Origin of the sequence: Pseudomonas sp. C8002 (genome assembly GCF_013385765.1) — a bacterium.
Classification (GTDB): Bacteria; Pseudomonadota; Gammaproteobacteria; order Pseudomonadales; family Pseudomonadaceae; genus Aquipseudomonas.
In genome coordinates this window covers 152360-178843 of record NZ_JACAPJ010000001.1, presented here as the reverse complement: position 1 = coordinate 178843, position 26484 = coordinate 152360, and the positions used below count along the sequence as shown (strand labels likewise).

At 61.4% G+C, this 26484-nt stretch carries 31 protein-coding genes; 8 read left to right on the top strand and 23 right to left on the bottom strand.

Annotated features, from left to right (window positions below):
• Positions 1-24: 24 nt before the first annotated feature.
• The 5 genes from HX814_RS00890 to HX814_RS00870 are packed head-to-tail and all read right to left on the bottom strand — an operon-like array spanning position 25 to position 3455.
• Positions 25-414: a RidA family protein gene (locus HX814_RS00890; protein ID WP_003208000.1), complete on the bottom strand. Its 390-nt coding sequence runs from the start codon at positions 412-414 to the stop codon at positions 25-27.
• Positions 415-437: 23 nt separating this feature from the next.
• On the bottom strand, positions 438-1223 hold the full coding sequence (locus HX814_RS00885; RefSeq protein WP_003207998.1) for an amino acid ABC transporter ATP-binding protein: 786 nt from the start codon (positions 1221-1223) through the stop codon (positions 438-440).
• Entirely contained in the window at positions 1220-1882 is a 663-nt protein-coding gene (locus HX814_RS00880) for an amino acid ABC transporter permease (RefSeq protein WP_003207996.1), read from the bottom strand. Before HX814_RS00880 ends, HX814_RS00885 begins: the two co-directional genes overlap by 4 nt.
• A 9-nt stretch (positions 1883-1891) precedes the next feature.
• Entirely contained in the window at positions 1892-2554 is a 663-nt protein-coding gene (locus tag HX814_RS00875) for an amino acid ABC transporter permease (protein WP_003207993.1), read from the bottom strand.
• A 52-nt stretch (positions 2555-2606) separates the two neighbouring features.
• Positions 2607-3455, bottom strand: a complete 849-nt coding sequence (locus tag HX814_RS00870; protein ID WP_003207992.1) for a transporter substrate-binding domain-containing protein — start codon at positions 3453-3455, stop codon at positions 2607-2609.
• A 336-nt stretch (positions 3456-3791) separates the two neighbouring features.
• Between HX814_RS00870 and HX814_RS00865 the strand changes: the two genes are divergently transcribed.
• Both HX814_RS00865 and HX814_RS00860 read left to right on the top strand, forming a co-directional pair.
• Positions 3792-4028 carry a hypothetical protein gene (locus HX814_RS00865; protein ID WP_177008262.1) on the top strand — a complete coding sequence of 79 codons (237 nt, stop codon included), beginning with the start codon at positions 3792-3794 and terminating at the stop codon, positions 4026-4028.
• A 148-nt stretch (positions 4029-4176) separates the two neighbouring features.
• Positions 4177-4554, top strand: a complete 378-nt coding sequence (locus tag HX814_RS00860; RefSeq protein WP_102369342.1) for a co-chaperone YbbN — start codon at positions 4177-4179, stop codon at positions 4552-4554.
• Here HX814_RS00860 and HX814_RS00855 read toward each other — a convergent pair.
• The 8 genes from HX814_RS00855 to HX814_RS00820 all read right to left on the bottom strand — a co-directional run bounded on the left by HX814_RS00855 (position 4490) and on the right by HX814_RS00820 (position 11369).
• Positions 4490-5332, bottom strand: coding sequence for a PhzF family phenazine biosynthesis protein (locus tag HX814_RS00855; protein ID WP_177008263.1), 843 nt, complete (start codon positions 5330-5332; stop codon positions 4490-4492). The genes HX814_RS00860 and HX814_RS00855 overlap by 65 nt on opposite strands.
• A gap of 79 nt (positions 5333-5411) precedes the next feature.
• Positions 5412-6965, bottom strand: a complete 1554-nt coding sequence (locus HX814_RS00850) for a TerC family protein (protein ID WP_177008264.1) — start codon at positions 6963-6965, stop codon at positions 5412-5414.
• Between the two features lie 435 nt (positions 6966-7400).
• A complete protein-coding gene (locus HX814_RS00845) occupies positions 7401-7871 on the bottom strand; it encodes a hypothetical protein (RefSeq protein WP_102605894.1) in 471 nt (156 codons plus the stop codon).
• Between the two features lie 18 nt (positions 7872-7889).
• Positions 7890-8318 (bottom strand): hypothetical protein, encoded by a 429-nt coding sequence (locus HX814_RS00840; protein WP_003207983.1) that lies wholly within the window; start codon positions 8316-8318, stop codon positions 7890-7892.
• Positions 8315-8518: a toxin-antitoxin system YwqK family antitoxin gene (locus HX814_RS00835; protein ID WP_371132908.1), complete on the bottom strand. Its 204-nt coding sequence runs from the start codon at positions 8516-8518 to the stop codon at positions 8315-8317. The genes HX814_RS00840 and HX814_RS00835 overlap by 4 nt, the downstream gene beginning before the upstream one ends.
• A 192-nt stretch (positions 8519-8710) precedes the next feature.
• Complete coding sequence (locus tag HX814_RS00830) at positions 8711-9079, bottom strand: lysozyme inhibitor LprI family protein (protein WP_177008265.1); 369 nt, start codon at positions 9077-9079, stop codon at positions 8711-8713.
• Positions 9080-9091: 12 nt separating this feature from the next.
• Positions 9092-10282 carry a sugar transporter gene (locus HX814_RS00825; protein ID WP_003207980.1) on the bottom strand — a complete coding sequence of 397 codons (1191 nt, stop codon included), beginning with the start codon at positions 10280-10282 and terminating at the stop codon, positions 9092-9094.
• Positions 10283-10370: 88 nt separating this feature from the next.
• Positions 10371-11369 carry a bile acid:sodium symporter family protein gene (locus tag HX814_RS00820; protein WP_087694198.1) on the bottom strand — a complete coding sequence of 333 codons (999 nt, stop codon included), beginning with the start codon at positions 11367-11369 and terminating at the stop codon, positions 10371-10373.
• A gap of 85 nt (positions 11370-11454) precedes the next feature.
• Here HX814_RS00820 and HX814_RS00815 point away from each other — a divergent pair, with 85 nt between their 5' ends.
• Positions 11455-12243 carry a helix-turn-helix domain-containing protein gene (locus tag HX814_RS00815; RefSeq protein ID WP_003207977.1) on the top strand — a complete coding sequence of 263 codons (789 nt, stop codon included), beginning with the start codon at positions 11455-11457 and terminating at the stop codon, positions 12241-12243.
• A gap of 216 nt (positions 12244-12459) precedes the next feature.
• On the opposite strand, the gene HX814_RS00810 is transcribed toward HX814_RS00815, so the two are convergent.
• The 7 genes from HX814_RS00810 to HX814_RS00780 form a co-directional block, all read right to left on the bottom strand.
• Positions 12460-13695 (bottom strand): Zn-dependent hydrolase, encoded by a 1236-nt coding sequence (locus HX814_RS00810; protein ID WP_177008266.1) that lies wholly within the window; start codon positions 13693-13695, stop codon positions 12460-12462.
• Positions 13692-14183, bottom strand: coding sequence for an L-2-amino-thiazoline-4-carboxylic acid hydrolase (locus HX814_RS00805; protein WP_177008267.1), 492 nt, complete (start codon positions 14181-14183; stop codon positions 13692-13694). Before HX814_RS00805 ends, HX814_RS00810 begins: the two co-directional genes overlap by 4 nt.
• Before the next feature lie 31 nt (positions 14184-14214).
• On the bottom strand, positions 14215-15354 hold the full coding sequence (locus HX814_RS00800) for a branched-chain amino acid ABC transporter substrate-binding protein (RefSeq protein ID WP_177008268.1): 1140 nt from the start codon (positions 15352-15354) through the stop codon (positions 14215-14217).
• Between the two features lie 66 nt (positions 15355-15420).
• Positions 15421-16137: an ABC transporter ATP-binding protein gene (locus tag HX814_RS00795; protein ID WP_008436935.1), complete on the bottom strand. Its 717-nt coding sequence runs from the start codon at positions 16135-16137 to the stop codon at positions 15421-15423.
• The gene (locus tag HX814_RS00790) at positions 16130-16903 is read right to left on the bottom strand and encodes an ABC transporter ATP-binding protein (RefSeq protein WP_177008269.1); all 774 of its coding nucleotides are present in this window, start codon (positions 16901-16903) and stop codon (positions 16130-16132) included. The genes HX814_RS00795 and HX814_RS00790 overlap by 8 nt, the downstream gene beginning before the upstream one ends.
• Entirely contained in the window at positions 16900-17985 is a 1086-nt protein-coding gene (locus tag HX814_RS00785) for an ABC transporter ATP-binding protein (protein ID WP_087694203.1), read from the bottom strand. Before HX814_RS00785 ends, HX814_RS00790 begins: the two co-directional genes overlap by 4 nt.
• The gene (locus tag HX814_RS00780) at positions 17982-18929 is read right to left on the bottom strand and encodes a branched-chain amino acid ABC transporter permease (protein WP_008436930.1); all 948 of its coding nucleotides are present in this window, start codon (positions 18927-18929) and stop codon (positions 17982-17984) included. The genes HX814_RS00785 and HX814_RS00780 overlap by 4 nt, the downstream gene beginning before the upstream one ends.
• 172 nt (positions 18930-19101) lie before the next feature.
• Between HX814_RS00780 and HX814_RS00775 the strand changes: the two genes are divergently transcribed.
• Complete coding sequence (locus HX814_RS00775) at positions 19102-20001, top strand: LysR substrate-binding domain-containing protein (RefSeq protein ID WP_134326868.1); 900 nt, start codon at positions 19102-19104, stop codon at positions 19999-20001.
• Positions 20002-20138: 137 nt separating this feature from the next.
• On the opposite strand, the gene HX814_RS00770 is transcribed toward HX814_RS00775, so the two are convergent.
• A complete protein-coding gene (locus HX814_RS00770; protein ID WP_177008270.1) occupies positions 20139-21140 on the bottom strand; it encodes an ABC transporter substrate-binding protein in 1002 nt (333 codons plus the stop codon).
• Between the two features lie 155 nt (positions 21141-21295).
• On the opposite strand from HX814_RS00770, the gene HX814_RS00765 reads away from it, so the two are divergent.
• Both HX814_RS00765 and HX814_RS00760 read left to right on the top strand, forming a co-directional pair.
• Complete coding sequence (locus HX814_RS00765; protein WP_177008271.1) at positions 21296-22192, top strand: LysR family transcriptional regulator; 897 nt, start codon at positions 21296-21298, stop codon at positions 22190-22192.
• Between the two features lie 120 nt (positions 22193-22312).
• On the top strand, positions 22313-22744 hold the full coding sequence (locus HX814_RS00760) for a hypothetical protein (RefSeq protein WP_177008272.1): 432 nt from the start codon (positions 22313-22315) through the stop codon (positions 22742-22744).
• A 16-nt stretch (positions 22745-22760) separates the two neighbouring features.
• Here the strand turns inward: HX814_RS00760 and HX814_RS00755 are convergent, their stop codons facing one another.
• Both HX814_RS00755 and HX814_RS00750 read right to left on the bottom strand, forming a co-directional pair.
• Positions 22761-23159, bottom strand: coding sequence for a VOC family protein (locus HX814_RS00755; protein ID WP_102605903.1), 399 nt, complete (start codon positions 23157-23159; stop codon positions 22761-22763).
• A gap of 16 nt (positions 23160-23175) precedes the next feature.
• Positions 23176-23919, bottom strand: coding sequence for an SDR family NAD(P)-dependent oxidoreductase (locus tag HX814_RS00750; RefSeq protein ID WP_177008273.1), 744 nt, complete (start codon positions 23917-23919; stop codon positions 23176-23178).
• A 139-nt stretch (positions 23920-24058) separates the two neighbouring features.
• Here HX814_RS00750 and HX814_RS00745 point away from each other — a divergent pair, with 139 nt between their 5' ends.
• Both HX814_RS00745 and potE read left to right on the top strand, forming a co-directional pair.
• On the top strand, positions 24059-24955 hold the full coding sequence (locus HX814_RS00745; RefSeq protein WP_177008274.1) for an AraC family transcriptional regulator: 897 nt from the start codon (positions 24059-24061) through the stop codon (positions 24953-24955).
• A 50-nt stretch (positions 24956-25005) separates the two neighbouring features.
• Complete coding sequence (gene potE, locus HX814_RS00740; protein WP_177008275.1) at positions 25006-26322, top strand: putrescine-ornithine antiporter; 1317 nt, start codon at positions 25006-25008, stop codon at positions 26320-26322.
• The last annotated feature ends 162 nt before the right edge of the window (positions 26323-26484 follow it).

Genomic DNA, 26484 nt, shown 5'->3' with positions numbered 1-26484 from the left:
CCTGTGGTCTCAAGAGACGGGCATTTAGCCTTTTTTCTTGTAGGCCACGCAATCGATCTCAACCTTGCAATCGACCATCATGTTCGCCTGCACACACGCCCGCGCCGGAGCATGTTCCGGGTTGAAGTATTCGCCGAAGACTTTGTTGAAGCTCCAGAAGTCCCGTGGGTCTTCCAGCCATACACCGACGCGCACCACGTCTTCAAGGGCGTAGCCGGCTTCTTCGAGAATCGCCACCACGTTGCGCATGGTCTGGTGGGTCTGCTCGACGATCCCGCCCGTGATGATTTCACCGTCCACCGCCGGCACCTGGCCCGACACGTACAACCAGCCATCCGCTTCCACCGCGCGGGCGAAAGGACGAGGCTGGCCGCCGCCTGCAGTGGCGCCGGTGCCGTAACGAGTAATGCTCATAATGGATCTCCTGAAGTGATGATTTAAAAACGAATGTTCTTGAGAAATTCCGCGAGTCGCGGCGATTGCGGGCGTTCGAAAATGTCTTTCGGCGGCCCTTGTTCTTCAATGCGGCCCTGGTTCATGAAGACGATCTTGTCCGAGACTTCATAGGCAAAGCGCATTTCGTGGGTGACCAGCAACATGGTCATGCCCTCCTCCGCCAAACCCTTGATTACGCTGAGCACTTCGCCCACCAGTTCCGGGTCCAGGGCCGAGGTGACTTCGTCGAACAGCATCAGGCTCGGGTTCATCGCAATCGCCCGGGCAATCGCCACGCGCTGTTGCTGGCCGCCCGACAGTTGGCCCGGGAAGTGATTGCGGCGCTCCAGCAGGCCGACACGATCCAGCCATTTTTCCGCCAGTGCAACCGCTTCGTCCTTGCCCATCTTCTTGACCTTGAGCAGGCCGAGGGTGACGTTCTGCAAGGCGGTCAGGTGCGGGAACAGGTTGAACTGCTGGAACGCCATGCCGGTCATCGCGCGGTGCTGGGAGATCACCCGCTCCGGGTGGCGCACGCGCTTGCCGCCGACCTCGCTGTAGCCGATGGATTCACCGTCGAGGGTGATCTGGCCGCCCTGGAATTCTTCCAGCAGGTTGACGCAGCGCAGCAGCGTGGTCTTGCCCGAGCCGCTGGAGCCGATCAATGTCACGACGTTGCCGCGCTGCATGCTCAGGTCGACGCCCTTGAGCACTTCCACCGGGCCGTACTGTTTACGCAGGCCGCGAATGTTCAGCAGTGGCTGGCTTTCTTTTGATAGTTGGTTCATGGCAACGCCACCCGCTTTTCAATGTAACGCCCCAACAATTCGATGGCGTAGTTGATGACAAAAAACATAAAGCCTGCAAACAGGTAGAACTCCAGGGTCATGAACGTCCGGGCGATGACCTGTTGGGTGCTGAGGAGCAGCTCGGCCACACCGATCACCGACAGCAAGGTGGAAGCCTTGACGATTTCGGTAGACGAGTTGACCCAGGTCGGCAGGATCTGCCGCAGCGCCTGGGGTAACAGCACGTAGCCCAGGGATTGATAGAAGGTCAGGCCGATGGCCTTGCCCGCTTCCAGTTGCCCCTTGGGAATGGCCTGCAATGCACCGCGCACGATTTCCGAAACGTGAGAGCCGCAGAACAGCGTCAGGCCCACGGCACCGGCCTGGAACGCAGTGATCTGCCAGCCAAGCGCCGGCAGCATGTAGAAGCACGCCAATACCAGCACAAATACCGGCGTACCGCGGATCAGGTCGACGTACAGGCGAAACGGTGCGCGCATCCAGAATTTGCCGTAGGTCAGTACCAAGCCGGCGACGATGCCGATCAGGGTGCCGAAGATAATGGCCAGGGCCGAGCAGTAGACGCTGGTCTGGAACCCCGCCCAGAGGGTTTCCCGGGCGATCCACAACTCATGCAGCCAGCTGGGGGATTCGTACATGGGCGCTCCTTAGCGGCGAATTGCCAAACGCTGTTCCAGGTAACGGAGCAGCATGGCAATGAGGTAACAGGCAGCCACGTAGAGCGCGGTCGTGACCATCCAGGTTTCAATCACCCGGTAGCTTTCGACGTTGATCTTGCGGGCGTAATAGGTCAGCTCCGGCACCGCGATCGCGGCGGCCAGGGAGGTGTCCTTGAACAGCGAAATGAAGTTGTTCGACAGCGCCGGCAGCACGTTGCGCAGCATCACCGGCACGGTGATGTACGCGCGGATACGCCATTCGCCCAGGCCAATGGCCAGGCCCGCTTCACGCAACCCCTTGGGAATGTTCAGCAGGCCTGCGCGGAAGACTTCGGTGAGGTAGGCACCGGCGTACAACGACAGGGTGATGATGAACGAAGGGATCTTGTCCAGCCGGATACCCAGGCTGGGCAAGGCGAAGTAGATCAACAGGATCAGCACCAGGATCGGGGTGTTGCGGATCACCGTCACATACACCGAGGCCACGATGCGCAGCGCACGGTGTTTGGACAGCATCGCAAACGCCATCAACAGGCCGATCACGCAACCGATGGCGATGGACAGAAGTGCCAGTTCAAGGCCTAGGCCGAGCCCCGCCAGCAAGCTGGGGAAATCGCGCCACACAGCGGCAAAGTTCAACTGATAGTTCATGGTCGGCAGTACCTGATTGGGGCGCCGTCAGCGACGCCCCAGGGTTTACGAATTACTTGAACTCAACCGGGAAACCGATCGCAGGCTCTGGCAGGTCCACACCGAACCATTGCTTGAACGAGGCCTTGTACATTGGGAATTCCACACCGGTCATGGCTTCATGCAGGGCGGTGTTGACGAAGTTCAGCCAGTCCTGGTCGCCACGCTTGACGGCGCACGCATAGGTTTGCGGGCTCCAGGCGTAGCTCGGGCTGCGGTAGCGGCCCGGGTTTTGCACCATCAGGTACTTGACCGAGGACTGGTCGGTGGCGGCGGTGTCGGCACGCCCGGAGTTCACGGCCTGGTACATCAGGTCGACGCTGTCGTACTGGTCGACCTTGGCTTTGGGCAATGCCTGGTGCACCAGCTCTTCGGCGTAGACGTTTTGCAGCACGGCCACGGTGACGCTGTCGCCAGCGGCTTGCAGGTCTTCGATCTCTTTGTATTTGCTGTTGGCCGGCAGCAGCAGGCCCACGCCTTCGCGGTAGTACGGCAGGGTGAAAGCCACTTGCTGCGCGCGGCTGGCGGTGACAGTGATGAACTGGCAGCTCATGTCGACCTTGTCGGTCAGCAGGTTGGGAATCCGGGCGTCGGAGGACTGCACCACGTATTCGACTTTGCTCGGGTCGTTGAACAACCCCTTGGCCACAATGTGGCCGATGTCGATGTCAAAACCCTGCAACTTGCCATCCGCTCCCTGGAAGTGCCACGGCGCATTGGTACTGCCTGTACCCACGATCAGGTGCCCACGCTTGAGCACTGTATCGAGCTTGCTGTCCGCCGCCTGCACTACGCTGGCGAGGGAAGCCGATGCGGCGAAGAGAAAAACACACGCTTTGAACACGGAAGGTCGGTGATGCATGACAAGCACTCCAGAGATTGTGTATTCCGCTATACCGGAACTTAGTATGTAACAACGGAATAGACAGCAGAAAGTGTGCCACACGCGGTGACAGAAAAATATTGCGGGATTAATTTCTTTTTAAATCAAATGGATAGATTTTTATCAGCGATAAGGCACTGGGCCAGCCGCTGCAATCAGATTGCTACCGTTGGCTACACACCGGGGTGACAGGCCACATTTGGGTGCGGGGGCGGGTCGTTACCGTGCACGAAAGCGGTGCAATGGCCGGATGGAAGAATTCCGTGGCTGGGCTAGTCTTGGCAGATGATCGAGCCCCCCAAGGAACGCGTTCAGATGAAGATCAGTCTTGTCCTTATGTTGTTGTCGCTGGCGTTTGCCACCCAGGTGTTCGCCAAGAATGACCGGCGCGAATGCAAGGCTGAGCTGGTCAGGCTGAAGGCGGCGTTCAGTACGAACTACACCACGCAGAATCATCATGGGTATCGCAGGGCGAAGGATGCCAAGGATCAGGGTGACTATAAGCAGTGCGTGGGGTTGGCGAAGAAGGCTCGGGAGCGGGCGGAGCGCTGAAGGCTTTGGGGCTGCTGCGCAGCCCAGCGGGAGCAAGCTCCCTCGCCACAATGGGCTACTTGGAGGTGGGTACCTGTTAGTTTTGACAGTAGACGGTTTTGATCGCCGGGATTAGCGTGGGCCAGGCCTTTCGCTCAAGGAGATCATCATGGGAATTGCAACGGCGGTGATTGCCGATGCCGAGCAGTATCAGCAGTTGCTCAAGACGCATAGAACGGTGTTCATGCTGTTTGTTTCGCAGCACTGCCCGGCCTGCGGGGAAGCCGGGCCACTGTTTGAACGGATTGCCGGGAAATACGCCAGTTCCGTGAAGAGCCTGGTGCTCGACACTGCCCGAACCCCTAGGCATCCCGAGGTTACCGGCACGCCTACCCTGCTGGTTTTCCAGAATGGCAAGATGATCAATAAGCTGGAGGGGTTCGACGAAAAAACGCTGAGGGAGACGTTCGCCAGGACCAGAATCAGTCCTCCAACATCAACCGCGCCGTACCCGAAACCCGAATCGAGGCACCCTTTTCATCGGTGATCTGCGCCTGCAAGCGCGAACGGCTGCCCATGTCCTCGCCTTGAATAATGTCGATGCGCCCGTTGTGCGGCCAGCCCAGGTCCCGCAGGTAGCCGGCAAAGGCAGCGGTCGCGGCACCCGTGGCCGGGTCTTCGTACACGCCGCCCACCGCAAACGGGTTGCGGGTGTGGAACAGTGTCGGGCTTTCGGCAAACACCAGCACCACGGTACCCAGCCCGGCGTCGGTCATGTAGCGGCGACCGGCTTCCAGTTCATAGTGCATCTGGCTGAGTTTGGCGCGGCTGGCGAGCGCCAGCACCAGGTGGGAAATGCCGGCATGGATGATCGCTGGCGGAATGCTCGGGTCCAGGTCATTGCGGGTGTAACCGAACAAGGTCAGGCCCGCGTCCACCAGGGCATCGTTGGCCGGTGCGCTGCGGGTTGGCGGGGATTGCAGCGCGGCCTCGATCAGGTCGCCTTCGCTGCGGCCGCTGACCGAGATATCGCCATTGTTCAACGCCAGGTGGAATTCGCCATCGCCCAGCGCCAGGCTCAAGGCCGCACCGAGGGCGATGGTGGCATGCCCGCAAAACGCAACTTCGGACTCCGGCGCGAAGTACCGCACGCGCCAGCCGTCATCCTGCGGGCAGGCGAATACGGTTTCCGAAAACCCGACTTCGTGGGCGATACGCTGCATTTCTGCAGCTTCCGGCAGGCTGTCACCGATCCAAACACCTGCAGGGTTACCGCCCTGGTTGCCGTCACAGAATGCAGAAATCTTAAGCACGTCCAAAGTCATTCGGGTAACCCTTCCTTAACGGTTCAGTGAGCGGCGATGCTATCCAAAGGCCAGCCCAGCGTCGAATGAAATTCACCCGTTAAAGAGGGGCCAGCAACACCTGCGTGACCCGCCGCTCCTCCACCGCCGCCACGGTCAGGCGCCAGCCTTCATGTTCCAGGCTGTCACCGACCACCGGCAGTCGATCCAGCAGGCTCATCACCAGCCCGGCCAGGGTCTGGTAATCCTCCGTCGCCACAGCCTTGAAGCCGGTGCGCTGGCGGATCAGGTTGAGGTTCAAGGCGCCATTGACGCGAAAACCACCCTCCTCCTCGACGATATCCGGGCCTTCGACCTCACTCGCATCCGGCAACTCACCGGCGATGGACTCGAGGATGTCGGTCATGCTCAACACCCCGATAAAGTCGCCAAATTCGTTGATCACGAAGGCAATGTGAGTCGACTCCTGACGCATCTGCTCCAAGGCATTGAGAATCGAAAAACTCTCCAGCAAGTTGACCGCCCGGCGCGCCAGGTGCTCCAGGTTCGGCTCGTTACCGGCCAGGTATTCCTTGAGCAACTCCTTCTTGTGCACAAAGCCCAATGGCTCGTCGACATTACCGTTGCGGATCAAGGGCAGGCGCGAGTAAGACGAATGCATCAGTTTCAGGCGGATAGTGTCGGGATCGTCCGACAGATCTATAGAGTCCACCTTCGCCCGAGGCGTCATCAGCGTACGGATCGGGCGTTCAGCCAGTTGCAGCACGCCACTGATCATCACCCGCTCGCGCCGGTCGAACAGCGGCCCGCCGTTGGCATCAGGGTTATCCAGCAGGTCGGCGACCTCTTCACCCACCTCCTCCACTGCCAGATTACGCCCGCCGAGCAAACGCATCACGGCGTGGGCCGTGCGCTCACGCCTCGGCAGCGTGCCCTGGGCCGACTTCTTGCGGCGCGACCGCGCGATCTGGTTGAACAGCTCGATCAGGATCGAGAAGCCGATGGCCGCGTACAGATAGCCTTTGGGGATGTGGAAGCCCAGGCCCTCTGCGGTCAGGGCAAAACCGATCATCATCAGGAAGCCCAGGCACAGCATGATCACCGTCGGGTGGGCGTTGACGAAACGGGTCAGCGGCTTGCTGGCAACGATCATCAGGCCGATGGAAATGATCACCGCGATCATCATCACCGCCAGCTCATCCACCATGCCCACGGCGGTAATCACCGCATCGAGGGAGAACACCGCATCCAGCACCACAATCTGCGCAACGATCGGCCAGAACATCGCATAGGCCACGTTGCCAGTGCGCTGAGCCACATGCCCCTCAAGGCGCTCATGCAATTCCATGGTGGCCTTGAACAACAGGAACACACCACCAAACAGCATGATCAAGTCACGGCCCGAGAAACTCTTGTCGAACACCTCGAACAGCGGTTGGGTCAGGGTCACCAACCAGGAAATACTTGCCAACAGGCCCAGACGCATCAGCAACGCCAGGGACAAACCGATCAGACGCGCACGGTCACGCTGCTCCGGCGGCAGCTTGTCCGCCAGGATCGCGATAAACACCAGGTTGTCGATGCCCAGCACCAGCTCCAGCACAATCAAAGTCAACAGGCCGAGCCAGGCCGTTGGATCCGCTAACCATTCCATTTTTCAGTATCTCTTCAAGTTTTTCAGAATGCCGGGCACGGCAACGCACGATCTAGGGACCGGGTAAGGGTAGGCAATCGGAAGACGGGATGCTTGGCCCGGAGGCAGGCGATCAGCGGGAACGGCGACAGTGCATGTCTTGGGGAAAGACGACTGGGAGGTTCCGAGAGGGTGTTCATGCAGGTCCTGTTGTGGGAAAAGGACTTGAATCGTACAGGCGAAACGGGAATTTCCTACAATCTAAAATTATTACAAGATCTGTAGGATCAAGCATTCTGATATTAGGGAGAATGTCGTGAGCCAACAATTTTTCACTATGGTTGGGACAGCCCATAACAAATTTTGAGCATTTGATCGTTCCCACGCTCTGCGTGGGAATGCATACCGTGACGCTCCGCGTCACCCTCTCGCCGGACTTCAGCCAGGCTCGTAGCATCAAGCTTTATCGTCGGGCAGATCAACACGATCTTGCTGCTCTTCACTGATCAGGTATTCAAGAAACGCGGTATACGTCGGCCATGAATCCGGCGCAGTCAACAAGGCCTCCCTACCCAGGCGGCACACATCCACGTCATCACACCAAATCACCCGACCGCCTCCGCCCGAGCAATCCATCACGATCAAACTGGCCGGCGGCTGGGCTAATACCAAAAACTGCCGCGCAAGCCCGGCACGCTCTCGAAGACGTCTGGTTTCGTCCAGGACATTCGGCGCAGGCGCCCACCCTATTGCGTGCAAGGGCAAAACGTAGATTCCAGAGCCATCGAAGAACTCGGCAGCCTCACGAAAATCATCCGCAAGCTCCAGGCCAAGGTGGCTCTGCACCTCATCAAGAAACCCAGGCTCAACGGCGCGCGCGCCATTCAAAAGCAAACATTGCTGCCGGATCATTGCCAACGTGGACATCAACACCCGCCCTCGCGTCTAGAGATTTGCCCGCGTGCCAAGAAAGCGCAGATAGCGCCCATCCTCGTTGTCAAAGATCTCGGCCCCTGCGCCCATGTATGCCCGCATCAATTCATCGGCGGCCTGATCATCGTGGCCCTGATCCAGCAAAACCTGCCCCAGGCGCAGATGTAAAAACGGATTTCCGAGACCGCCCGGACAGGTCATCGCATAGTCCAAGGCATCCCGGGCTGAGCCGTTGAATCCGGATAAAAAGCATGCATCAGCGATGGCAGCCAATACCCAGGTGGAGGCTTCCCAATCATTTTTCGGCTCGGGGATCAAGATCCAGGCCTTGTTGTATTGCTCGATGGCCTCTTCATAACGGCCGTCATCGGCCAATTGATCACCTGCACTGCATAACGACTGGATCTCTTCGTGCAGCGACGCTGCAAGCTCAGTGGTCATGAGGACTCCTCCAGAGATCCATCTGCATCCCAGAACGACCACAGCCCAACTTCCTGGCCACGCTCATAAACGCCCTGCGCCGCCACCTGTCCATTGTCGTGGTAGTCCCGCCAGTCGCCGTGTTCGGCGCCATCCACGTAATTCCCCTCGGAAGCCAGGTTGCCGTTTGGGTGGTAGGCGCGAAAAAGCCCATGTCGAATCCATTGCGTGCCGTCCTCGGACAGGTAACGCGAATACCTGAATCGAACCTCACCGGTCTCGTAGGGAATTTCCGCTATGTGTAACGCGTCTGGTTTTTCGTCCATGGCAAACCTGCTGCGGTGTGTTGATGTGCTTTCAGACTCTGTTGAGAAAACTGACTTTAGCCGGCGTTGTACGTTTATGCCCGTTATTCAGAACGGCCCCTTCGTCATCACCCGCTCATCAATGAAGCTACGCAACATCGCAATCCGCTGCGTATAGGCTTTGCTCAGGCAACTGACTTGGGCGCCGCAGGTATGCCGTTGCTTGAGCCACACAGCCTGATCATCCATCAACGAACCGCGCCCGCCCATGGCCATGAAGTGCCGATTGAGGTCATAGAGCAGCGCCATGGTCACGTCCTGATCATTGAGGGAGCGCGTGGCACAGATGGTTTTCTCGTCAGGCGCCTTCGCCCGGTCACAGTCAAAACTGGCCGCCAGGCTTGCAGGGCTGAGCCACAACACAGAAAACCCGGCGAGCACTGCGAATACCGCCGGTTTAATCAAACGAACTGCCATGAAAATTACCTCCTACAGAGGGCTACGCGCCACACCCTGCCCAAACCGATAAATCGCCAGGCAATACCCAATCAACGCCACCGCTGCCAGCAACCCGCCCGCCGCGCCGATCCAGGCAAAACCAAAGTGGCTGCCCACCCAACTGCCCATCAACGCCCCACCACCAATGCCGATGTTGTAGATCCCGGAAAACATCGCCATCGCCACATCCGTGGCATCCGGCGCCAGCACCAGTACCTTCGATTGCAACGCCAGGCCAAAACCCATGATGGCCATGCCCCAGAACACACTCAGGGTCACCAGGTACGACACCTCGCCACTCAACGGCAGCAACAACGCCAGGCACAGCGCCAGTATGGTCACCGCGCTGATCAGGAACCGGTGCGGATTAAAGCGATGCACCAGACTGAACAACAACGAGCCAATGATCCCCGCGCCGCCAAACACCAGCAGGATCAGGGTCACCGTATTGCCACTCATACCGGCAACACCTTCAACAAACGGCTCAACATAACTGTAGGCAGTGAACTGCGCCGTCACCACCATCGCCGTCAGCACATACAACGCCACCAGCGCCGGGCGCTTGAACAGCAGCGGCAGGCTGCGCAACGAGCCGGAGTTCTGGCTCGGCAGCAGCGGCAAGGTGCGCGCCAGCCAGAACACCAGCCCGGCGGCAAACGCGCCGATCACCAGGAAGGTGGTGCGCCAGCCCATGGCTTCGCCCAGCAAGCGGCCCAGCGGGATACCCAGAACCATCGCCAGGGAAGTACCGGTAGCCAGCAACCCAAGGGCCTGCACCTGCTTGCCCTCCGGCGCCAAACGCACCGCGAGGGAGGCAGTAATCGACCAGAACAACGCATGGGACAGGGCAATGCCGACCCGGCTGAGCATCAGGATGCCAAAGCTGGTGGCCACGCTGGACAGGATATGGCTGGCGATAAACATGCCGAACAGCACGATCAGCAGCTTGCGCCGCTCGACGTTACGGGTCAGCAGCATCACCGGCAGCGAGGTCAGGGACACGATCCAGGCATAGATGGTCAGCATCAGGCCGACGCTGGCGATGGGCATGTCGAAGCTCGCGCCGATGGCACTCAGCAGGCCGACCGGTACAAATTCGGTGGTATTGAAAACGAAAGCGGCCAACGCGAGAGCGAAGACCGGTTGCCAGTTGGCTTGAGGTGTTGCGGCGGAAATGCTCATTTACAGGTCGTCGTACTCGTTTGCGCGCAGATCAAGCCGGCCCGATGCCGGGCCTTGAGCCGCGCGCAAAAAATAGTAACACGACGATTCAGGGATCGACTTGCCCCATCAGCTCGGGAATCGACTCAGGACGCTTGGCATAGCGCTGGGCCAGCGCCGCGCAGACCATCAACTGGATCTGGTGAAACAGCATCAGCGGCAAGATCAGCACCCCCATGCTCGCCCCGGCAAACAACACCTGGGCCATCGGCACACCGGTGGCCAGGCTTTTCTTCGAGCCGCAGAACAGGATGGTGATCCGGTCTTCCTGGCTGAAGCCAAAAGCCTTGCCCAGCACCGTGGACGCCACCAGCACCAGCGCCAGCAACACACAGCACGCCACCACCAGGCCACCCAGTTCCCACAACGGAATCTGGTGCCAGATGCCTTCGTTGACCGCTTCGCTGAAGGCGCCGTAGACCACCAGCAAAATCGACCCCTGGTCGACGAACTTCAGCCAGGATTTGTTACGCCCTACCCACTCGCCGATCCAGCGACGGGCGATTTGCCCGGCGATGAACGGTAGCAACAATTGAACACTGATTTTCAGGATCGCATCGACGGTGGAGCCGCCATCGCCATGCACATTCAGCAGCAACGTCACCAGCAATGGTGTCAGGAAGATCCCGAACAGGCTCGACGCCGCCGCGCTGCAAATCGCCGCCGGGATATTGCCCCGGGCCAGGGAGGTAAAGGCAATCGCCGACTGCACGGTGGCGGGCAACGCACACAAATAGAGCATGCCCATGTACAGGTCTTTACCGATCAGCGGCGACAACACCGGCTTGAGCGCCAGGCCCAGCAACGGAAACAGCACGAAGGTCAGGCTGAACACCAGCAGGTGCAGGCGCCAATGACCCGCACCGGCAACAATGGCCTGGCGCGACAGTTTCGCGCCGTGCAGGAAAAACAGCAGCGCGATGGCCAGGTTGGTCACCCAGCCAAAGGCCACGGCGGTCTGGCCGCTGGCGGGCAGCAGGGACGCGAGGATCACCGTGGCCACCAGGGTCAGGGTGAAGTTGTCAGGTAAAAAGCGTGGGCGGGTCATAGGCCAATCTTCCAGGGGTTGCCAAGAGCATCGTCGCGACTCTAACGTAACGGCTTGTTACCGACTAACGCCAATGAGCCAGTAAATGCCGCCAAAAGGACATGACAAAACCGTGCGCCGCAGCGTGCCCGGGCTTTCCAGCCTGCCCAGGCCGGTGTATGGCCGCACCGAATCCCTGCCCAACCGCGCGCTGACCCGCCGCCATAGTCACCCGTGGGTGCAGTTGTCCTACGCAATATCCGGGGTGCTGGAGATCCAGACCAGCGTAGGACGCTTCGTCGCGCCACCCCAGCGAGCCGTGTGGATACCGGCCGGCATGCCACACCGGGTGTTCAGTTCGCCCCATACCGAGATGCGCAGCCTGTACCTCGATTGCAGCGTCACCGCCTGGGCGGCTGACCGCTGCCAGGTGCTGGCGGTGAGCAGCCTGTTGCGCGAGTTGATTCGCAGCTTCAGCGAATTGCCGGTGGAATACGCCGAGGATGGCCCGGATGGACGGCTGGCCCAAGTGGTGCTGGACCAACTGGCCGCCGCGCCCCAGGTCGACCTGATGTTGCCGCTGCCCGCCGACAGCCGCTTGCGGCAGATTTACCGCAGCCTGAACCTGCACCCGGAGCAGCAAACCACCCTGGGGCAGTGGAGCCAGAAACTGGCGGTCAGCGAGAAAACCCTCAGCCGGCTGTTCCTGAGCGACACCGGCCTGACCTTTCGCGCATGGCGCCAGCGCCTGCGATTGTTAAGCGCCCTGCCCGCCCTGGAACAAGGCGAACGCGTGACCGACGTAGCATTGGCCTGCGGCTACGAATCCACCTCGGCCTTCATCAACGCCTTCCGCCAGCAGTTCGACGCCACACCGGGCGAGTTCTTCCGCTGATCATCAGACAAAGAAGCTCCAGAGCGAAAACTGGATTTCCTATGGGAACTCGCCCCCCCTGTGGAAACTCGGTCCCCTGTGGGAGCTGTCGAGCTTTAGCGAGGCTGCGATGGCGGCCTGACTGTCGACATCTCTATTGCCTGACAGGGCCTCATCGCAGCCTCGCTAAAGCTCGACAGCTCCCACAGGGAACCCAGTTGAACAGTTAAACCTCGCTCACTCCCCCGCCTTGGCCAACACCGCCTGCAACAACACATCCGCCCCCGCCGTCGACCACTGCGGATGAATCTCCTCCGCCTCGTTATGGCTCAGCCCCTCCACACACGGCACAAAAATCATCGCCGTCGGCGCCACCCGGTTCAGGTAGCAGGCATCATGCCCGGCCCCGGAAATCATGTCGCGATGGCTATACCCCAACGCTTGCGCCGAAGCCCGCACCACCTCCACACACTCAGGGTCGAAGGCAATCGGCGCGTACTGGAAGATCTGCTTCACGCTGTGCTGCAAACCAATCCCCTCGGCAATCCGCGCCACTGCCGCCTGCAACTGCTGATCCTGATACCCCAGCACCGCTTCATCCGGATGCCGAAACTCCACACTGAAAAACACCCGCCCCGGCACCACGTTGCGTGAATTGGGGAAGATATTCGCCATACCCACCGTCGCCCGCCCTTCGGCGCCCTGCTCCAGGCCAATCTGATTGACTGCCTCCACCACCCGGGCAAATCCGAGCAATGCATCCAGCCGGTGATCCATCGGCGTCGTCCCGGCATGGGCGCTGCGCCCGCTCAGTTCCACTTCATACCAGCGCTGGCCCTGGGCGCCGGTGACCACACCGATGGTCAGGCCCTGTGCCTCAAGAATCGGCCCCTGTTCGATATGCAACTCAAACGCCGCATGCACCGCCTGGCCACCCACCGGATGCGCACCGGCATAGCCAATCTGCTGCAACGCCTGGCCGATGGTGATCCCGGCCTTGTCTTCCCGGGACAGGCCGTACTCCAGGTCAAACACCCCGGCATACACCCCCGAGGAAATCATCGCCGGCGCAAACCGCGAGCCTTCTTCGTTGGTCCAGTTCACCACTTCGATTGGCCGCTCGGTTTCAATCCCCAGGTCATTCAAGGTGCGCACCACCTCCAGCCCGGCCAGCACGCCGTAGATACCGTCGTACTTGCCGCCCGCCGGCTGGGAATCGCCATGGGAACCGGTCAGCACCGGGGCCAGGTGATCCTGGCGCCCGGCGCGACGGGCAAAGATATTGCCCATGGCATCCACCCGAATGCTGCACCCGGCCGCCTCGCACCATTGCACAAACAGGTCGCGACCGCGGCGGTCCTCATCCGTGAGGGCCAGGCGCGAGACGCCGCCCTTTTCGGTGCCGCCGATCTGCGCCATTTCCATCAGCGAGCCCCACAGGCGCTCGCCATTGACCCGCGCCAAGTCGTTCATGAACGCGGCTCCTGGGCTTTGGCCCGGTAGCGGAAGTCACAGTAATGGGCACCGCCCATGATGGTCTGGGTGCGGGTCAGCTTGATGTCCGGGTTGTAGCCGACGATAAACAGTTCGTCGCGGTTGCAGGACAGCAGGTGACCGATCTCGCCCAGGCCCATCTCGTGATACATCTCGGCATAGCGGCAGCGCTTCACGTCATAGTCGTAGTGCTCGGCGTCGCTGGCGATGATCTCGACCTTCAGCGCATCGTCCTTTTCCCAGAGCACTTGCAGCTCGACAAAGCTCTTGAGGTCGGCGCCCTGCTCTTCCAGCTCGGCAAAGTGCTTGCCGGCCTGGATCGCCGCATTGCCCACCGCCTCGCCGATCACCGCCGCCGCAAAGGCCTTGCCCTGCTCGCGCACCAGGATCTCGTAGATCGGCTTGATGATTTCGGCTTCGATCCGCCGCCGGGCCAGGATGCCCAGTTCACCTTCCAGCTTGCTCATTGTGTGCCTCCGTCAGCTCCACAGAATTCGTTTACTTGCCGCCCGCCACACTCACTGGCTGCCACTGATTGCCCTTGACCTGATACACGGTGAACGACGGCTTCTTCAAATTGCCCTCGGCATCAAACGCAATGGTCCCGGTCACGCCCTGATAGCTGATGGCGCGCAGCACCGGCAGGTACTTTTGCGGGTCCACCGAGTCGGCCTTCTCGATCGCCGCCACCAACACCCCGACACCGTCATAGGCAAACGGCGCGTGCAGTTCGATCGGCGCCTTGTAGCGATCCTTGTAAGCCTGCTCGAACGCCTTGCCACCCGGCATCTGCGCCACCGCCAGGCCCGGCTCCAGGGCAATCACGCCCTCGCCTTCGTTCTGCGCCAGTTGCAGGAAGGTCTGGCTGACAAACCCACCGGCCCCCATCAGCGGTGCCTTGATGCCCAGTTGCTTGATACGCCTGGCCAAAGGCGCGGCCTGGGAATCGACGCCACCAAAGAAAATCAGGTCCGGGTTCTGGCTGCGGATATTGGTCAGCACTGCGCTGAAATCGATGGTCTTGTCGTCGACGTATTCACGGGATACCACCTTGGCGCCACCGGCCTCGATGGATTTGACGAACTGGTCCGCCAGGCCCTGGCCGAATGCGGTGCGGTCGTCGATCACCGCAATGCGCCGGGCCTTGAGGGTGTTCAAAGCATAGTCGCCGGCCACCTGGCCGCCATCGTCGTCATGGCCCATGATCCGGAAGCTGGTGTCGAAGCCCTGCTGGGTATACGCGTGCCCGGTAGCAACCGGGGCGACTTGCGCGATACCTGCATCGTGATAAACCCGCGCCGCCGGAATGCTGGTGCCGGTGTTCCAGTGGCCGACCACGCCCACCACGCCTTCGTCCACCAGGCGCTGGGCCACGGTGACGGCGGTGCGCGGGTCGGACTGGTCGTCCTCGGACAGCAGCTTGAAGGTCACCGCCTCACCGTTGATTTTCGGGTGCTTGGCGTTGGCCGCGTCGATGGCCAGTTGCGCGCCGTTTTCCAGGTCCTTGCCGATCCGCGCCGACGGGCCGGTCAACGGCCCGGCCAGGCCGATCAATACGGTCTGGTCGGCCTGGGCCATGGCACTCGCCAGGCTGCTCAGGGCCAGGCCGATCACTAGGGTGTGCTTGAAAGTCTTCATCAGTGGTTCCTGTTTCTTTACGGGCTGGTCGGAACACGCCGGGCGTCCGGTAGCGTCAGGGTTGATTCATTCACCGAGGTAGGCACTGCGCACCTCGGGGTGGTCGAGTAATTCATGGGACGGGCCAGTGAGGCTGATACGCCCGGTGTCCATCACATAGGCACGGTCGGTGACCTGCAGCGCGAGCCGGGCGTTCTGCTCTACCAGCAGCAGGGTCATGCCCTGGCGGCACACGTCGTCGATCACCTGGAAGATCTTCTCCACCATGATCGGCGCCAAGCCCATGGACGGTTCGTCCAGCACCAGCAAGCGCGGCTTGGAGAGCAGCGCCCGGGCCAGCGCGAGCATCTGTTGCTCGCCACCGGAGAGCAGGCCGGCGGACTGCTGCAGGCGCTCCTCCAGACGCGGGAAGTGCTCGAACAACTGGCGGATCTCGCGGTTCACCTGCTCGGTGTCACGACGCAGGAAGGCCCCGGCCTGGAGGTTTTCCAGGACGCTCATGCGCGCAAAGATCCCGCGCCCTTCCGGTACCATCGCAATGCCCTGGCGCAGCAATTGGTCCGGCGCCTGGCCGAGGATCGAACGCCCGGCGAAGTGAATCTGCCCCGCCGCTGCCGGCAGCAATCCGGTCAGGGCCTTGAGGCTGGAGGTCTTGCCGGCACCGTTGGCGCCGATCAACGTCACTCGCTCGCCTTCGCCGATGTGTAAATCCAGGGACTTGACCGCTTCGATGGCGCCGTAGCGCACCTGCAAGCCGTCGACTTTCAATAAAGGTTCAGACATGGGCGCTGGCTCCCAGATAGGCCTGGATCACCGCCGGGTCGTGGCGCACTTCGGCGGGCGCGCCCACCGCGATCACCTGGCCGTAATCGAGTACGCTGATGCGGTCGCACACCCCCATCACCAGCTTCACGTCATGCTCGATCAGCAGCAGCGTGTGGCCGTCGTCGCGGATCTTTTCCAGCAGGCCGCGCAGTTGTACTTTCTCGGCAGCGTTCATCCCGGCGGCCGGCTCGTCGAGGGCCAGCAAACGTGGTTCAGTGGCCAGGGCGCGGGCGATTTCCAGGCGGCGTTGATGGCCGTAGGACAGGCTGTCGGCGCGGTAATTGGCGAACCCCGCCAGCCCGACATACGCCAACAGGCGATGAGCGTGGGCGCGGGTTTGCGCTTCTTCTTCCCGGGCTCGACGATGGCGACTCAAGGCGGCCCACACGCCATTGCGGGTGCGCACATGGCGGCCGACCATGACGTTTTCCAACGCGCTCATGGTGTTGAACAGGCGGATATTCTGGAAGGTCCGGGCGATGCCGGCCTGGGCCACCTGGTGCACGCTGGCCGGCTTGTAGTCCTCGCCGTCGAGCTGGAAGCGCCCGGAATCCGGGGTATACAGGCCGGTCATCACGTTGAAGAAGGTGGTTTTACCGGCGCCATTGGGGCCGATCAAGCCATAGATCTCCCCAGGCTGGATGCTCAGGCTCACGTCGGTGAGCGCCGCCACGCCGCCGAAGCGCTTGTTCACCTGGTCAATCTGCAACAGCGGCTGATTCATCGCGCCACTCCTTTTGGCCACAGGCCTGCCGGTCGATAGAGCATCGCCAGGATCAGCGCGAGCCCGTAGAACAACTGACGAATGATTTCCGGGTCCACCAGCACCTGGCCAAACAGCGCCTGCTGCAACGGGCCCATGCTCGCGCGCAAGGCTTCGGGCAACGCCGCCAGCAATACGCAGCCGAGAATCACCCCGGGGATATGGCCCATGCCGCCGAGCACCACCATCGCCAGCACCGCGATGGACTCATTGAGAGTGAAGGACTCCGGCGAGACAAAGCCCTGGAACGAGGCAAACAACGCCCCGCTCACGCCGCCAAACCCGGCACCGATGGCGAACGCCAACAGCTTCAAGCGCAGGGTGTTGACGCCCATGGCCTGGGCCGCTTCCTCATCTTCACGAATCGCCACCCAGGCCCGCCCGATGCGCGAACGCTCCAGGCGAATGCAGGCAAACAGGATCAGCACCACCAGCGCGGCGAACAGGTAGTAGTACAGATAGACCGAAGGCAGGCGCAGGCCGAACAGCTCCTGGGTGCGCCCGAGGTTGATCCCCAGCAGGTTGACCGGGTCGACCTGGGAAATACCTTTGGGCCCGTTGGTGATGTTCACCGGGCGATCCAGGTTGCGCAGCAATATGCGGATGATTTCACCAAAGCCCAGGGTCACGATGGCCAGGTAATCGCCGCGCAGGCGCAAGGTCGGTGCGCCCAACAACACGCCAAAGCCCGCTGCCAGCAACGCGGCCAAGGGCAGGATCAACCAGATCGAGGTGTGCATGCCCGCCGGCAGCAGCGCCATCAGCGCCGGGAATTGCTGCAACAGATGCGGCGAGGACAGCAATGCGGCGAGGTACGCGCCCACTGCGTAGAACGCGATAAAACCCATGTCCAGCAGCCCGGCGTAACCCACGACGATGTTCAGGCCCAGGGCCAGCATGATGTACAGCAAGGCGAAATCGAGGGTGCGCACCCAGGTATTGCCGCCGGCATGCCCGACAATCCACGGCGCCAGCACCAGCGCCACGGCGAACAACACAAGGCCGAAGCTGGCGCGCTGGCGGGAGGTATTCAGGACACTCATGCGCGGGTCGCCAGTCGTTCGCCCAACAGCCCCGAAGGACGAAACACCAGCACCGCGATCAACACGATAAAGGCAAACACATCCTGGTAATTGCTGCCGAACACACCCTGGGTGGCAGCGCCCAGGTAGCCGGTACCCAGGGCCTCGATCAACCCCAGCAGCAGGCCGCCAAGCATCGCGCCCTTGAGGTTGCCGATGCCGCCCAATACGGCTGCGGTGAACGCCTTGATGCCCGGCAGGAAACCCATGTAGAAATGCGCGCTGCCGTAGTTGCTCGCCATCATGATTCCGGCCAATGCCGCCAGGGCGCCGCCAATGGCAAAGGTCAGCACGATGATGCGATTCGGGTTGATGCCCATCAGGCTCGCCACCTGCGGGTTCTCGGCCACGGCGCGCATCGCCCGACCAAAGCGTGTGCGTTCCACCAGCACCAGCAGCGCGACCATTACCGACAGTGCGACGGCAATGGTGGTCAGGGCGGTAGCGTTGGTGATCGCCGGATGCGCCGAAGCGCCCGCGAGCACTTCAATCGGTTCCAGCGGCAGCAGTTGCGGGAACATCTGCGGGTTACGCGTCCACACCAACATGGCGACGGTTTGCAGCAACAACGACACCCCGATGCCGCTGATCAATGGCGCCAGGCGCGGCGCATTGCGCAGGCGCCGATAAGCGACCCGCTCAATCAGCACCGCGAGTACCGCGCAGAACGCCATGGCAATCACAGTGGCTGCCAGCAGCACCAGCACCGGCGGCATCGCCGGCCATGTCACCTGCAACAGGCGAATCACCGAGAGGCCCACCAAAGCGCCAATCATCAACACATCGCCATGGGCAAAGTTGATGATCCGCAAAATGCCGTAGACCATGGTGTAACCCAAGGCCACTAGCGCGTAGAGACTGCCCGTCATCAAACCATTGAGCAGCTGCTGGATAAACGCATCCATGGAAACCATCGACCTCACTACTGACGAGGGCGGCACACTAAGCATCTATTCTGTTTTTATCAAATATCAGAAATTCATATGGTTATGCCAAACGCATAAAGCGCTATAACCGCCATAAATACGGCATTTATGGCTCTTTATTTGCCATCTAACTTAGTATTTAATTCAACACATGAATAATTTAGAACAGTTAGCCAATGACCCGCCGTTGCGTGCCGTGCGCACCTTCGAAGCGTTTGCCCGCCATGGCGGAGTTAATTCCGCTGCCCGCGAGCTGGACGTGTCGCCCTCCGCCGTCAGCCATCAACTGCACCTGCTGGAAAGCTTTCTGCAGCAAGCGCTGACCTTGCGCCAGGGCCGCAACCTGGTGCTCACCGAAGAAGGCCGCGAGTACTACCGCGCAATTCGCTCGGCCTTCGCCGTACTGCGCAGCGCCACCGAACACGTGCGGGAAAAAAGCGCCACACGCCAGGTCACCATCAGCCTGATCCCGCTGTTCGGCATCAACCTGTTCATCCCGCGCCTGGCACAGTTCCTCAAGGACCACCCGGCGCTGGACATCAACGTCACCTACGCCAACCACCGCAGCTACCCCAGCGACGCTGCCGATTTATCGATCCGCTTCGGCACCGGGCACTGGCCGGGGTACCACAGCGAGCCGCTGATTTCCGGGGCGGTGACGCCGTATTGCAGCCGCGCATTCCTGGAGCAACACGGGCCGATCGACACACCTGAGGCGCTGAGTGAATTACCGCTGTTGCACGACGAAGAGCGCGGCACCTGGAGCCAATGGTTCCAGGCCGCCGACGTGCATCACGGGACCGCGTTGAATGGTTTGCTGCTGGAGGATGGTCAGTTGGCGCTGACGGCCACGCTGACCGGATTGGGCTGCTCACTGCTGCGCGCGCCACTGGTGGCGCCGCATGTGGCAAATGGGGAGTTGGTGAAGCTGTTTGATCTACAGGTCGATGATGGCCGCCAGTACTACCTGTGCCGGCGGGCCAACAGCGAGTTGTCGAGCGAGGGGAATCACTTGTACGACTGGATCAAGAACAACCTTGCGGGGAATTGAAAACACCGCAGATCCAATGTGGGAGCGGGCTTGCTCGCGAATGCGGTGGTTCAGCCAGCACATGTATCGACTGACCCACCGCATTCGCGAGCAAGCCCGCTCCCACATTTTTGTGTGCGTTTCAATTCAGAATGGAGTCAGCTGCCGTTCCCGCCATGCGCCTCTTCAAAGAAGTAATCCTTCCAGCTCCCCGCCTTGTTCTTCAACACGCCCAACTCCTGCAATTTCTCGGCATAGATATAGGTACGCTGCGGCACGATGGTGAAGTCGATTTCCGGGTCCTGGACAATCTTCTCCACCAGCGCCAGCGGTAGCTTCGACTGCTCTACACGAATGTAAGCCTGGGCCGCTGCCGGCTTGTCGGCCTTGATGATTGTCTCGGCCTCGGCCAACGCGTCATAGAACGCCTTGTAGGTCTTGGGGTTCTCGTCGTGGAATTTCTCGGTGGTGTACAGCACATTGAACGTCGCCGGGCCGCCGAGAATGTCGTAGGAACTCAGCACCTTGTGCACCTTGGGATTCAACAACTCCTGGTACTGGAACGGCGGGCTGGAAAAATGCGCGTTGATCTCCGAACCGCCAGCAATCAGCGCCGCAGTGGCGTCCGGATGCGCCAGGCTGATGGAGATATCGTCGAACTTCTTGTAGTTGTCGTTCCCGAACTGCTTGGCGGTTTCAATCTGCAAGGTACGCGACTGGAAACCCACGCCCGCTGCCGGTACGGCGATGCGGTCTTTTTCGCCGAAGTCCTTGAGGGTCTTCACATCCGGGTTATTGGTCAGCAGGTAGTTGGGCATCGAGCCCAGCGAGGCGATGGCCTTGACGTTCTGCTTGCCCTTGGTGCGGTCCCACAGCGTCAGCATCGGCGGCACACCTGCCGACACCACGTCCAGCGCGCCGGCCAGCAGCGACTCGTTCATCGCGGTGGCGCCGGAGATACTGTTCCACTCCACCTTGATGTCCAGGCCCTGTTCCTTGCCGTGTTTCTCGATCAGGTTCTGGTCACGAACCACATCGAGGATCAAGTAGCCGATGCCGAATTGCTGGGCGATGCTGATCTTGCCTTCGGCGTGTGCACCAAGGCTGAGGAGCGCACTGGCTGCTGCCAGGAGCGTCAGGGTGGGTCGTTTTATTATCATGAGAACGCTGCCGCGAGGTTGAGAAGGGTTGCGAGCGTAGCGGCCCACGTACAGTGCGAAAAAGAATATCGCGATCTATGGATATACGAAAAACACTGCCCGCCGGCGCTGCTATATTGCGCGCCTGTGCCTGATGTCATCCCCGGAGCCACTCTATGCTGCGCACCAACCTCAACGAGATGCTGATCTTCATGGCGGTGGTCGATGGCGCCAGCTTCGTCGCCGGTGGCCAGGCCATGGGGCTGACCCGCTCGGCGGCCGGCAAGGCGGTGGCGCGCCTGGAGGACAGCCTTGGTGTGCGCCTGTTGAACCGCACCACCCGCACCTTGAGCCTCACCGACGAAGGCCGCGCGCTGTATGACCAGGGGCTGGAGATCCTCGCCGCAGTGGACAACGCCCAAAGCCGCATCGGCCAGCCCACCGGGGTACCGCGCGGTTTATTGCGGCTTACGGTGCCCGATGCGTTCGGGCGCAAGGTGTTGCTGCCGTTGTTGAAGAAATACCTGCACGCCTGGCCCGAGGTGCAGGTGGAAGTCAGTTTCAGCGACCGCACCGCCGATATCGTCGAGGACGGCTTCGACCTGGCCATCCGCATCGGCAGCGCCAACACCGACCGCCAACTGGTTTCCCGGGTGGTCGCTCGTTATCAGGCGCTGCTGTGCGCCGCACCGGACTATTTCGCCGAGCGCGGCATACCCCGGGACATGGACGCCCTCGCCCACCACGACTGCCTGTATTTCAGCAGCCGCACGCGCAAGCAAAGCTGGCGCTTTCGCGAAGCGGATGGCACCTGGGTCAAGGCGTACGGGCGCAGCCGCCTGCGCCTGGACAGCGGCGAAGCACTGCGCGACGCTGCCGTGTCCGGGCTGGGCATCGCCTTGCTGCCGGACTTCGTGGTGGCCGAGGACCTGGCTGCCGGGCGCCTAGTGCCCGTGTTGCCCAACCTGGACGCGGGAGACGTGGAGATTCTGGCGATGTACCCGAGCAAACGCTTCCTGGAGCCTCGGGTACGGCGCTTTATCGACCTGATGGTGGATGAGCTGGCGGGCTGATCACCGTAACAAGGGCATTGGCGAATGGACGTCCCCACTGAGGCGACCAAAAACTACCCGCCCACGCCCTTCGGCTGGTATCGTGCCGCCCTTGAAAAAACCGCTGCGAGGAAATGGACCTTGAACACTGACGAAAAAATGACCGGGGACCTGTTCGAGGTGGATAAGCGCCTGTCACTCAAGCCCGTGGTGGACTTCAACAACTACCTGCGCAGTGCCTTCGGCGATGGCCCCTGCACCTGCATCCGCTGCGTCGCCAGCGAGGGCAGCGAGGCCGGCTACGAGTTTCAGCACACCTTCGATTTCGACGGCAAAAAAAACCACCGTCGCTTCGCCTCCACCGCCGGCAGCGACGTGCTGCTGATACTGAAGAAAGCCTGGTTGTCTTACACCAAGGCCGAGCTGCCGTTGAGCGGCGCGCTGGCGCTGGACACGGTGAGGGAATTTGTCGAGCCGCAGCTGCACAAGCGCGTGGTGCCGCTGTTCCTGGCCAGTGGGTTGGTCAAGGATGTGGAAGGTGAGTTGCGGATGCAGCCGCAGGCCGCGGGCTGATCATCGACGGCTACTGCTAGATGTGCTGCCAGTTCTTGTAGACAAATTCCAGGCTGTAGCCGTCGGGATCCAGCACGTTGGCCGCGTAGTAGTTCGGGTCATAGTGCAATCGTGCCCCAGGGGCTCCATTGTCGACGGCGCCCGCGTTCATCGCCGCCAGGTAAGCCGCATCGACCTCGACCCGGCTGCCGGCGACGAACCCCACATGCACCGCCCTGCCCTCGACCGCGCCCTCGCGCAACCAGAAGAAGATCCGCCCGTTCGCGCCGAACCCCTTGAGGTCCGGGTGGCCCGGCGGGCCGTCCTTGCCGTCGTAGTCGTGGCGCGTGGTGATGCCCAGCGGCGCCAGTGCGGCCTGGTAGAAATCGATGGAGCGTTGAATGTCGCTGACCGACAAAAAGATATGATCCAGCATGCTGTCGCCTCGCTCTTCAGATGATGTAGCCGCCCGCGACCTCGATCGTCTGGGCATTGATCCAGCGGCCTTCGTCAGACAGCAACATGGCGATCACACGCGCCACGTCCTCTGGCTCCCCAACCCGACCAAGGGCGGTTTGTGCAGCCAGCAGCGCTTCGAACTCATCATTGAGCCCGCCGCCCAGTTCGGTGCGGATGGCGCCTGGAGAGACGGCATTCGCACGGATCTGCCGCTCGCCAAACTCCTTGGCCATGTAACGGGTGAGTACATCCAGCGCGCCCTTGAAGGCTGCGTAAGGTGCTACGCCAGCGGTGGCGACGCGAGTTGTCGCGCTGGTGAGGTTGACGATGCAGGCGTGGGCTTGCAGCAGCGACAACAGGGTTTGAGTCAGGAAAAACGGCCCTTTGAGGTGCACATTCAGCAGGCCGTCGAACTGAGCCACGGTGACCGATTCCAGGGGATTGAACAGTCCATAACCGGCGTTATTCACCAGCCCATTCAACCCACTCACACCCCAGGTGGCCGATAACGCCTGCTTTACCGCCTCGCCAAAACCTTGGAAGGAACTGATGTCGGCCACGTCCAATGGCAGCGCGACAGCCTTGCCGCCCGACGATACGATTCGCTGCACAACCGCCTGGGCGGCCTCTGGATGACTGTTGTAGGTCAGGATCACGCCCATGCCTTGCCGGGCACACAGTTCTGCGGTGCTGGCACCAATGCCACGGCTGCCGCCGGTAATGAGGATAACGCCCATGTGTGGCTCCACTGCTTGCTCAAATGAGTCACCACAGTAGGCTTGCGCGCCTGCGCCGACGCAGCCGTTCCTGCTCGAAACCTGCCTGTTTCTGCTTTTTGCTTGCACAGGGCACACCTGGGCGCTCAGCATGCCCGGCATGAACACACAACTGATCGAACTGCGCGCCCTGGCCGCCAAGGCTGAAAACCGTCGCACTGAAACCGGCATCCCGCGAGTGGCCATGGTCCAGGGCGCGATTCCCGAGCACATGCTGGCCGCGGTGTACGACCCGATGATCAACCTGATCCTGCAGGGCAGCAAATCCATGACGGTGGGTGATCGCACGCTGCGATACGACCCGGCGACCTATTTCGTGATGTCCATCGAACTGCCCGCCGTGGGCACCGTGCACCCGGCGGTGACCGGCGAACCCTACCTGGCGGTCAGCCTGACCCTCGACCCGACGGTACTCGCGACGCTGCTGAGCGACTTGCCCAAACCTGCCGGGCGCTACGACCACGATGCGGGTTTTTCCGTGGCCGCCGTCACCCCCGAACTGATGGACGCCTGGCTGCGCATGCTGCGGCTGATGGGCAACCCTGAGGCGATCACAGCCCTCGCACCGGTATACGAGCGCGAGATCCTCTACCGCGTATTGCAAGGCCCCCACGGCTGGATGCTGCGTGAAATCGCCGCGCCGGACACCGCCATGGCCCGGGTGAGCCAGGCCATCCAGTGGATCCGCCGAGACTTCGCCGAACCGATCCGGGTCGAAGCCCTGGCACAGAAAGCCGCAATGAGCGTGTCGGCCTTTCACCGCCACTTCAAGGCCGTCACCAACCTGAGCCCGTTGCAGTACCAGAAGCGCGTGCGCCTGCTACAGGCGCGCACGCTGATGGTGGGCGGCGCCAGGAACGTCACCAGCGCCGCCTTCGAAGTCGGCTATGAAAGCGCCACTCAGTTCAGCCGCGATTACGCCCGGGTGTTCGGCCTGCCGCCGGCTCGCGATGCCGCGCGAATCCTCGGAGAAAACCGGAGCCCGAAGGCACGCTGACCACAACGTGCTAGCCTGCCATCGCACGCCCCCACGACAAGGAGTTGCCGATGGCCGAGCCAAGCAAAAAGATGAGCCTGATGGGCCTGACCACCCTGGTGGCGATCAACATGATGGGCTCGGGCATCATCATGCTGCCCGCCAGCATGGCGCAATTGGGTGCGATTTCGCTGCTGTCGTGGCTGATCACCGCCGTGGGCTCGATGGCGATCGCGTACTGTTTTGCCCAGTGCGGCCTCTTCTGCACCCGCACCGGCGGCATGTCGGCCTACACCGAAGAGGCCCACGGCAAGTCCGGGTTCTTCCTCTGTTCGTTCCTGTATTTCCTGTCGCTGATCATCGCCAATGTGGCGATTGCGATTTCGGCGGTGGGCTACCTGTCGTCCTTCATCCCGTGGCTGGGCAGCGGCCCCATCCCCTTATTCATCGGCACCCTCGGGCTGATCTGGCTGACTACCGTGGCCAACTTCGGCGGGCCGCGCCTGACCGGGCGGATCGGCGTGATCACGGTGTGGGGCGTGATCATTCCCGTGGCGGGCTTGAGCGTGATCGGCTGGTTCTATTTCAAGACGGAGGTGTTCAGCGATGCCTGGAACCCCAACCAACTGCAACTGTGGGATGCGATTGGCGCGAGTATCCCGCTGACCCTCTGGGCGTTCCTCGGCATGGAGTCCGCGGCCCAGGGCTATGACGCGGTGGAAGACCCCAAGCGAACCGTGCCGCTGGCCTGCCTGCTGGGCACCCTCGGCGCGGCGCTGGTGTATGTGCTGTCCACCAGCGTGATCCAGGGCATCGTGCCTAACGCCGAACTGGCCGAGTCTTCCGCGCCGTTTGCCCTGGTGTATGCGCAGATCTTTACGCCGCTGGTGGGCGATATCATCATGGCCCTGGCGGTAGTGGCGTGCATCGGCTCGCTATTGGGCTGGCAATTCACCCTGGCGCAAACGGCCAAGATGTCGGCGGACCAGCGCCTGTTTCCGCGCTTCTTCAGCCGGGTCAGCCGCGCGCACGCGCCGGTGTTGGGGCTGATTGCCTGTGCGGCGTTGCAGAGCCTGATTGCCTTGTCGACCATCTCGCCCACGGCCAGTGCGCAGTTCGGCAAGTTGGTGAACCTGGCGGTGGTGACCAATTTGATTCCTTACGTCACCGCGCTGACCGGGCTGCTGGTGATGATGCACAAGGCGCGGGTGGCGGCGGTGGTGTATGCGCGCAATACCACGGTGTTGCTGATTGCCGTGGGGTATTCGCTGTATGCGATTTACGCGTGTGGTGAGGAGGCGGTGTTTGGTGCGACGCTGGTATTGGCGTTTGGGTATCTGTTGTATGGGTTTTTGGCGCGGCGGTTTATTACGGCCGGTGGTGGGTGAATATCCGTTATTTTGGTGATGGCTGAGATTGGTTCCGCTCTTACAGCGGCTCACTTTTGAAAAGCGCAAAAGTAAGCAAAACGCTCTTGCCCCACCACTCGGCTCCTCGCTTAGGCTCGGAGTGCCCTCACTCCGGCCAGCGTGGTTTAACGGGGCGCCCAA

Coding starts and splice junctions, on each gene's coding strand:
- HX814_RS00800 (WP_177008268.1), bottom strand. CDS start 15,354: ATGAAGACTTTCAAGCACACCCTAGTGATCGGCCTGGCCCTGAGCAGC.
- HX814_RS00860 (WP_102369342.1), top strand. CDS start 4,177: ATGGGAATTGCAACGGCGGTGATTGCCGATGCCGAGCAGTATCAGCAG.
- HX814_RS00845 (WP_102605894.1), bottom strand. CDS start 7,871: ATGTCCACGTTGGCAATGATCCGGCAGCAATGTTTGCTTTTGAATGGC.
- HX814_RS00780 (WP_008436930.1), bottom strand. CDS start 18,929: ATGGATGCGTTTATCCAGCAGCTGCTCAATGGTTTGATGACGGGCAGT.
- HX814_RS00795 (WP_008436935.1), bottom strand. CDS start 16,137: ATGTCTGAACCTTTATTGAAAGTCGACGGCTTGCAGGTGCGCTACGGC.
- HX814_RS00745 (WP_177008274.1), top strand. CDS start 24,059: ATGAACACACAACTGATCGAACTGCGCGCCCTGGCCGCCAAGGCTGAA.
- HX814_RS00825 (WP_003207980.1), bottom strand. CDS start 10,282: ATGAGCATTTCCGCCGCAACACCTCAAGCCAACTGGCAACCGGTCTTC.
- HX814_RS00850 (WP_177008264.1), bottom strand. CDS start 6,965: ATGGAATGGTTAGCGGATCCAACGGCCTGGCTCGGCCTGTTGACTTTG.
- HX814_RS00880 (WP_003207996.1), bottom strand. CDS start 1,882: ATGTACGAATCCCCCAGCTGGCTGCATGAGTTGTGGATCGCCCGGGAA.
- HX814_RS00815 (WP_003207977.1), top strand. CDS start 11,455: ATGCCGCCAAAAGGACATGACAAAACCGTGCGCCGCAGCGTGCCCGGG.
- HX814_RS00885 (WP_003207998.1), bottom strand. CDS start 1,223: ATGAACCAACTATCAAAAGAAAGCCAGCCACTGCTGAACATTCGCGGC.
- HX814_RS00790 (WP_177008269.1), bottom strand. CDS start 16,903: ATGAATCAGCCGCTGTTGCAGATTGACCAGGTGAACAAGCGCTTCGGC.
- potE (WP_177008275.1), top strand. CDS start 25,006: ATGGCCGAGCCAAGCAAAAAGATGAGCCTGATGGGCCTGACCACCCTG.
- HX814_RS00870 (WP_003207992.1), bottom strand. CDS start 3,455: ATGCATCACCGACCTTCCGTGTTCAAAGCGTGTGTTTTTCTCTTCGCC.
- HX814_RS00805 (WP_177008267.1), bottom strand. CDS start 14,183: ATGAGCAAGCTGGAAGGTGAACTGGGCATCCTGGCCCGGCGGCGGATC.
- HX814_RS00875 (WP_003207993.1), bottom strand. CDS start 2,554: ATGAACTATCAGTTGAACTTTGCCGCTGTGTGGCGCGATTTCCCCAGC.
- HX814_RS00775 (WP_134326868.1), top strand. CDS start 19,102: ATGAATAATTTAGAACAGTTAGCCAATGACCCGCCGTTGCGTGCCGTG.
- HX814_RS00785 (WP_087694203.1), bottom strand. CDS start 17,985: ATGAGTGTCCTGAATACCTCCCGCCAGCGCGCCAGCTTCGGCCTTGTG.
- HX814_RS00765 (WP_177008271.1), top strand. CDS start 21,296: ATGCTGCGCACCAACCTCAACGAGATGCTGATCTTCATGGCGGTGGTC.
- HX814_RS00840 (WP_003207983.1), bottom strand. CDS start 8,318: ATGACCACTGAGCTTGCAGCGTCGCTGCACGAAGAGATCCAGTCGTTA.
- HX814_RS00820 (WP_087694198.1), bottom strand. CDS start 11,369: ATGACCCGCCCACGCTTTTTACCTGACAACTTCACCCTGACCCTGGTG.
- HX814_RS00750 (WP_177008273.1), bottom strand. CDS start 23,919: ATGGGCGTTATCCTCATTACCGGCGGCAGCCGTGGCATTGGTGCCAGC.
- HX814_RS00770 (WP_177008270.1), bottom strand. CDS start 21,140: ATGATAATAAAACGACCCACCCTGACGCTCCTGGCAGCAGCCAGTGCG.
- HX814_RS00830 (WP_177008265.1), bottom strand. CDS start 9,079: ATGGCAGTTCGTTTGATTAAACCGGCGGTATTCGCAGTGCTCGCCGGG.
- HX814_RS00865 (WP_177008262.1), top strand. CDS start 3,792: ATGAAGATCAGTCTTGTCCTTATGTTGTTGTCGCTGGCGTTTGCCACC.
- HX814_RS00855 (WP_177008263.1), bottom strand. CDS start 5,332: ATGACTTTGGACGTGCTTAAGATTTCTGCATTCTGTGACGGCAACCAG.
- HX814_RS00890 (WP_003208000.1), bottom strand. CDS start 414: ATGAGCATTACTCGTTACGGCACCGGCGCCACTGCAGGCGGCGGCCAG.
- HX814_RS00755 (WP_102605903.1), bottom strand. CDS start 23,159: ATGCTGGATCATATCTTTTTGTCGGTCAGCGACATTCAACGCTCCATC.
- HX814_RS00810 (WP_177008266.1), bottom strand. CDS start 13,695: ATGAACGACTTGGCGCGGGTCAATGGCGAGCGCCTGTGGGGCTCGCTG.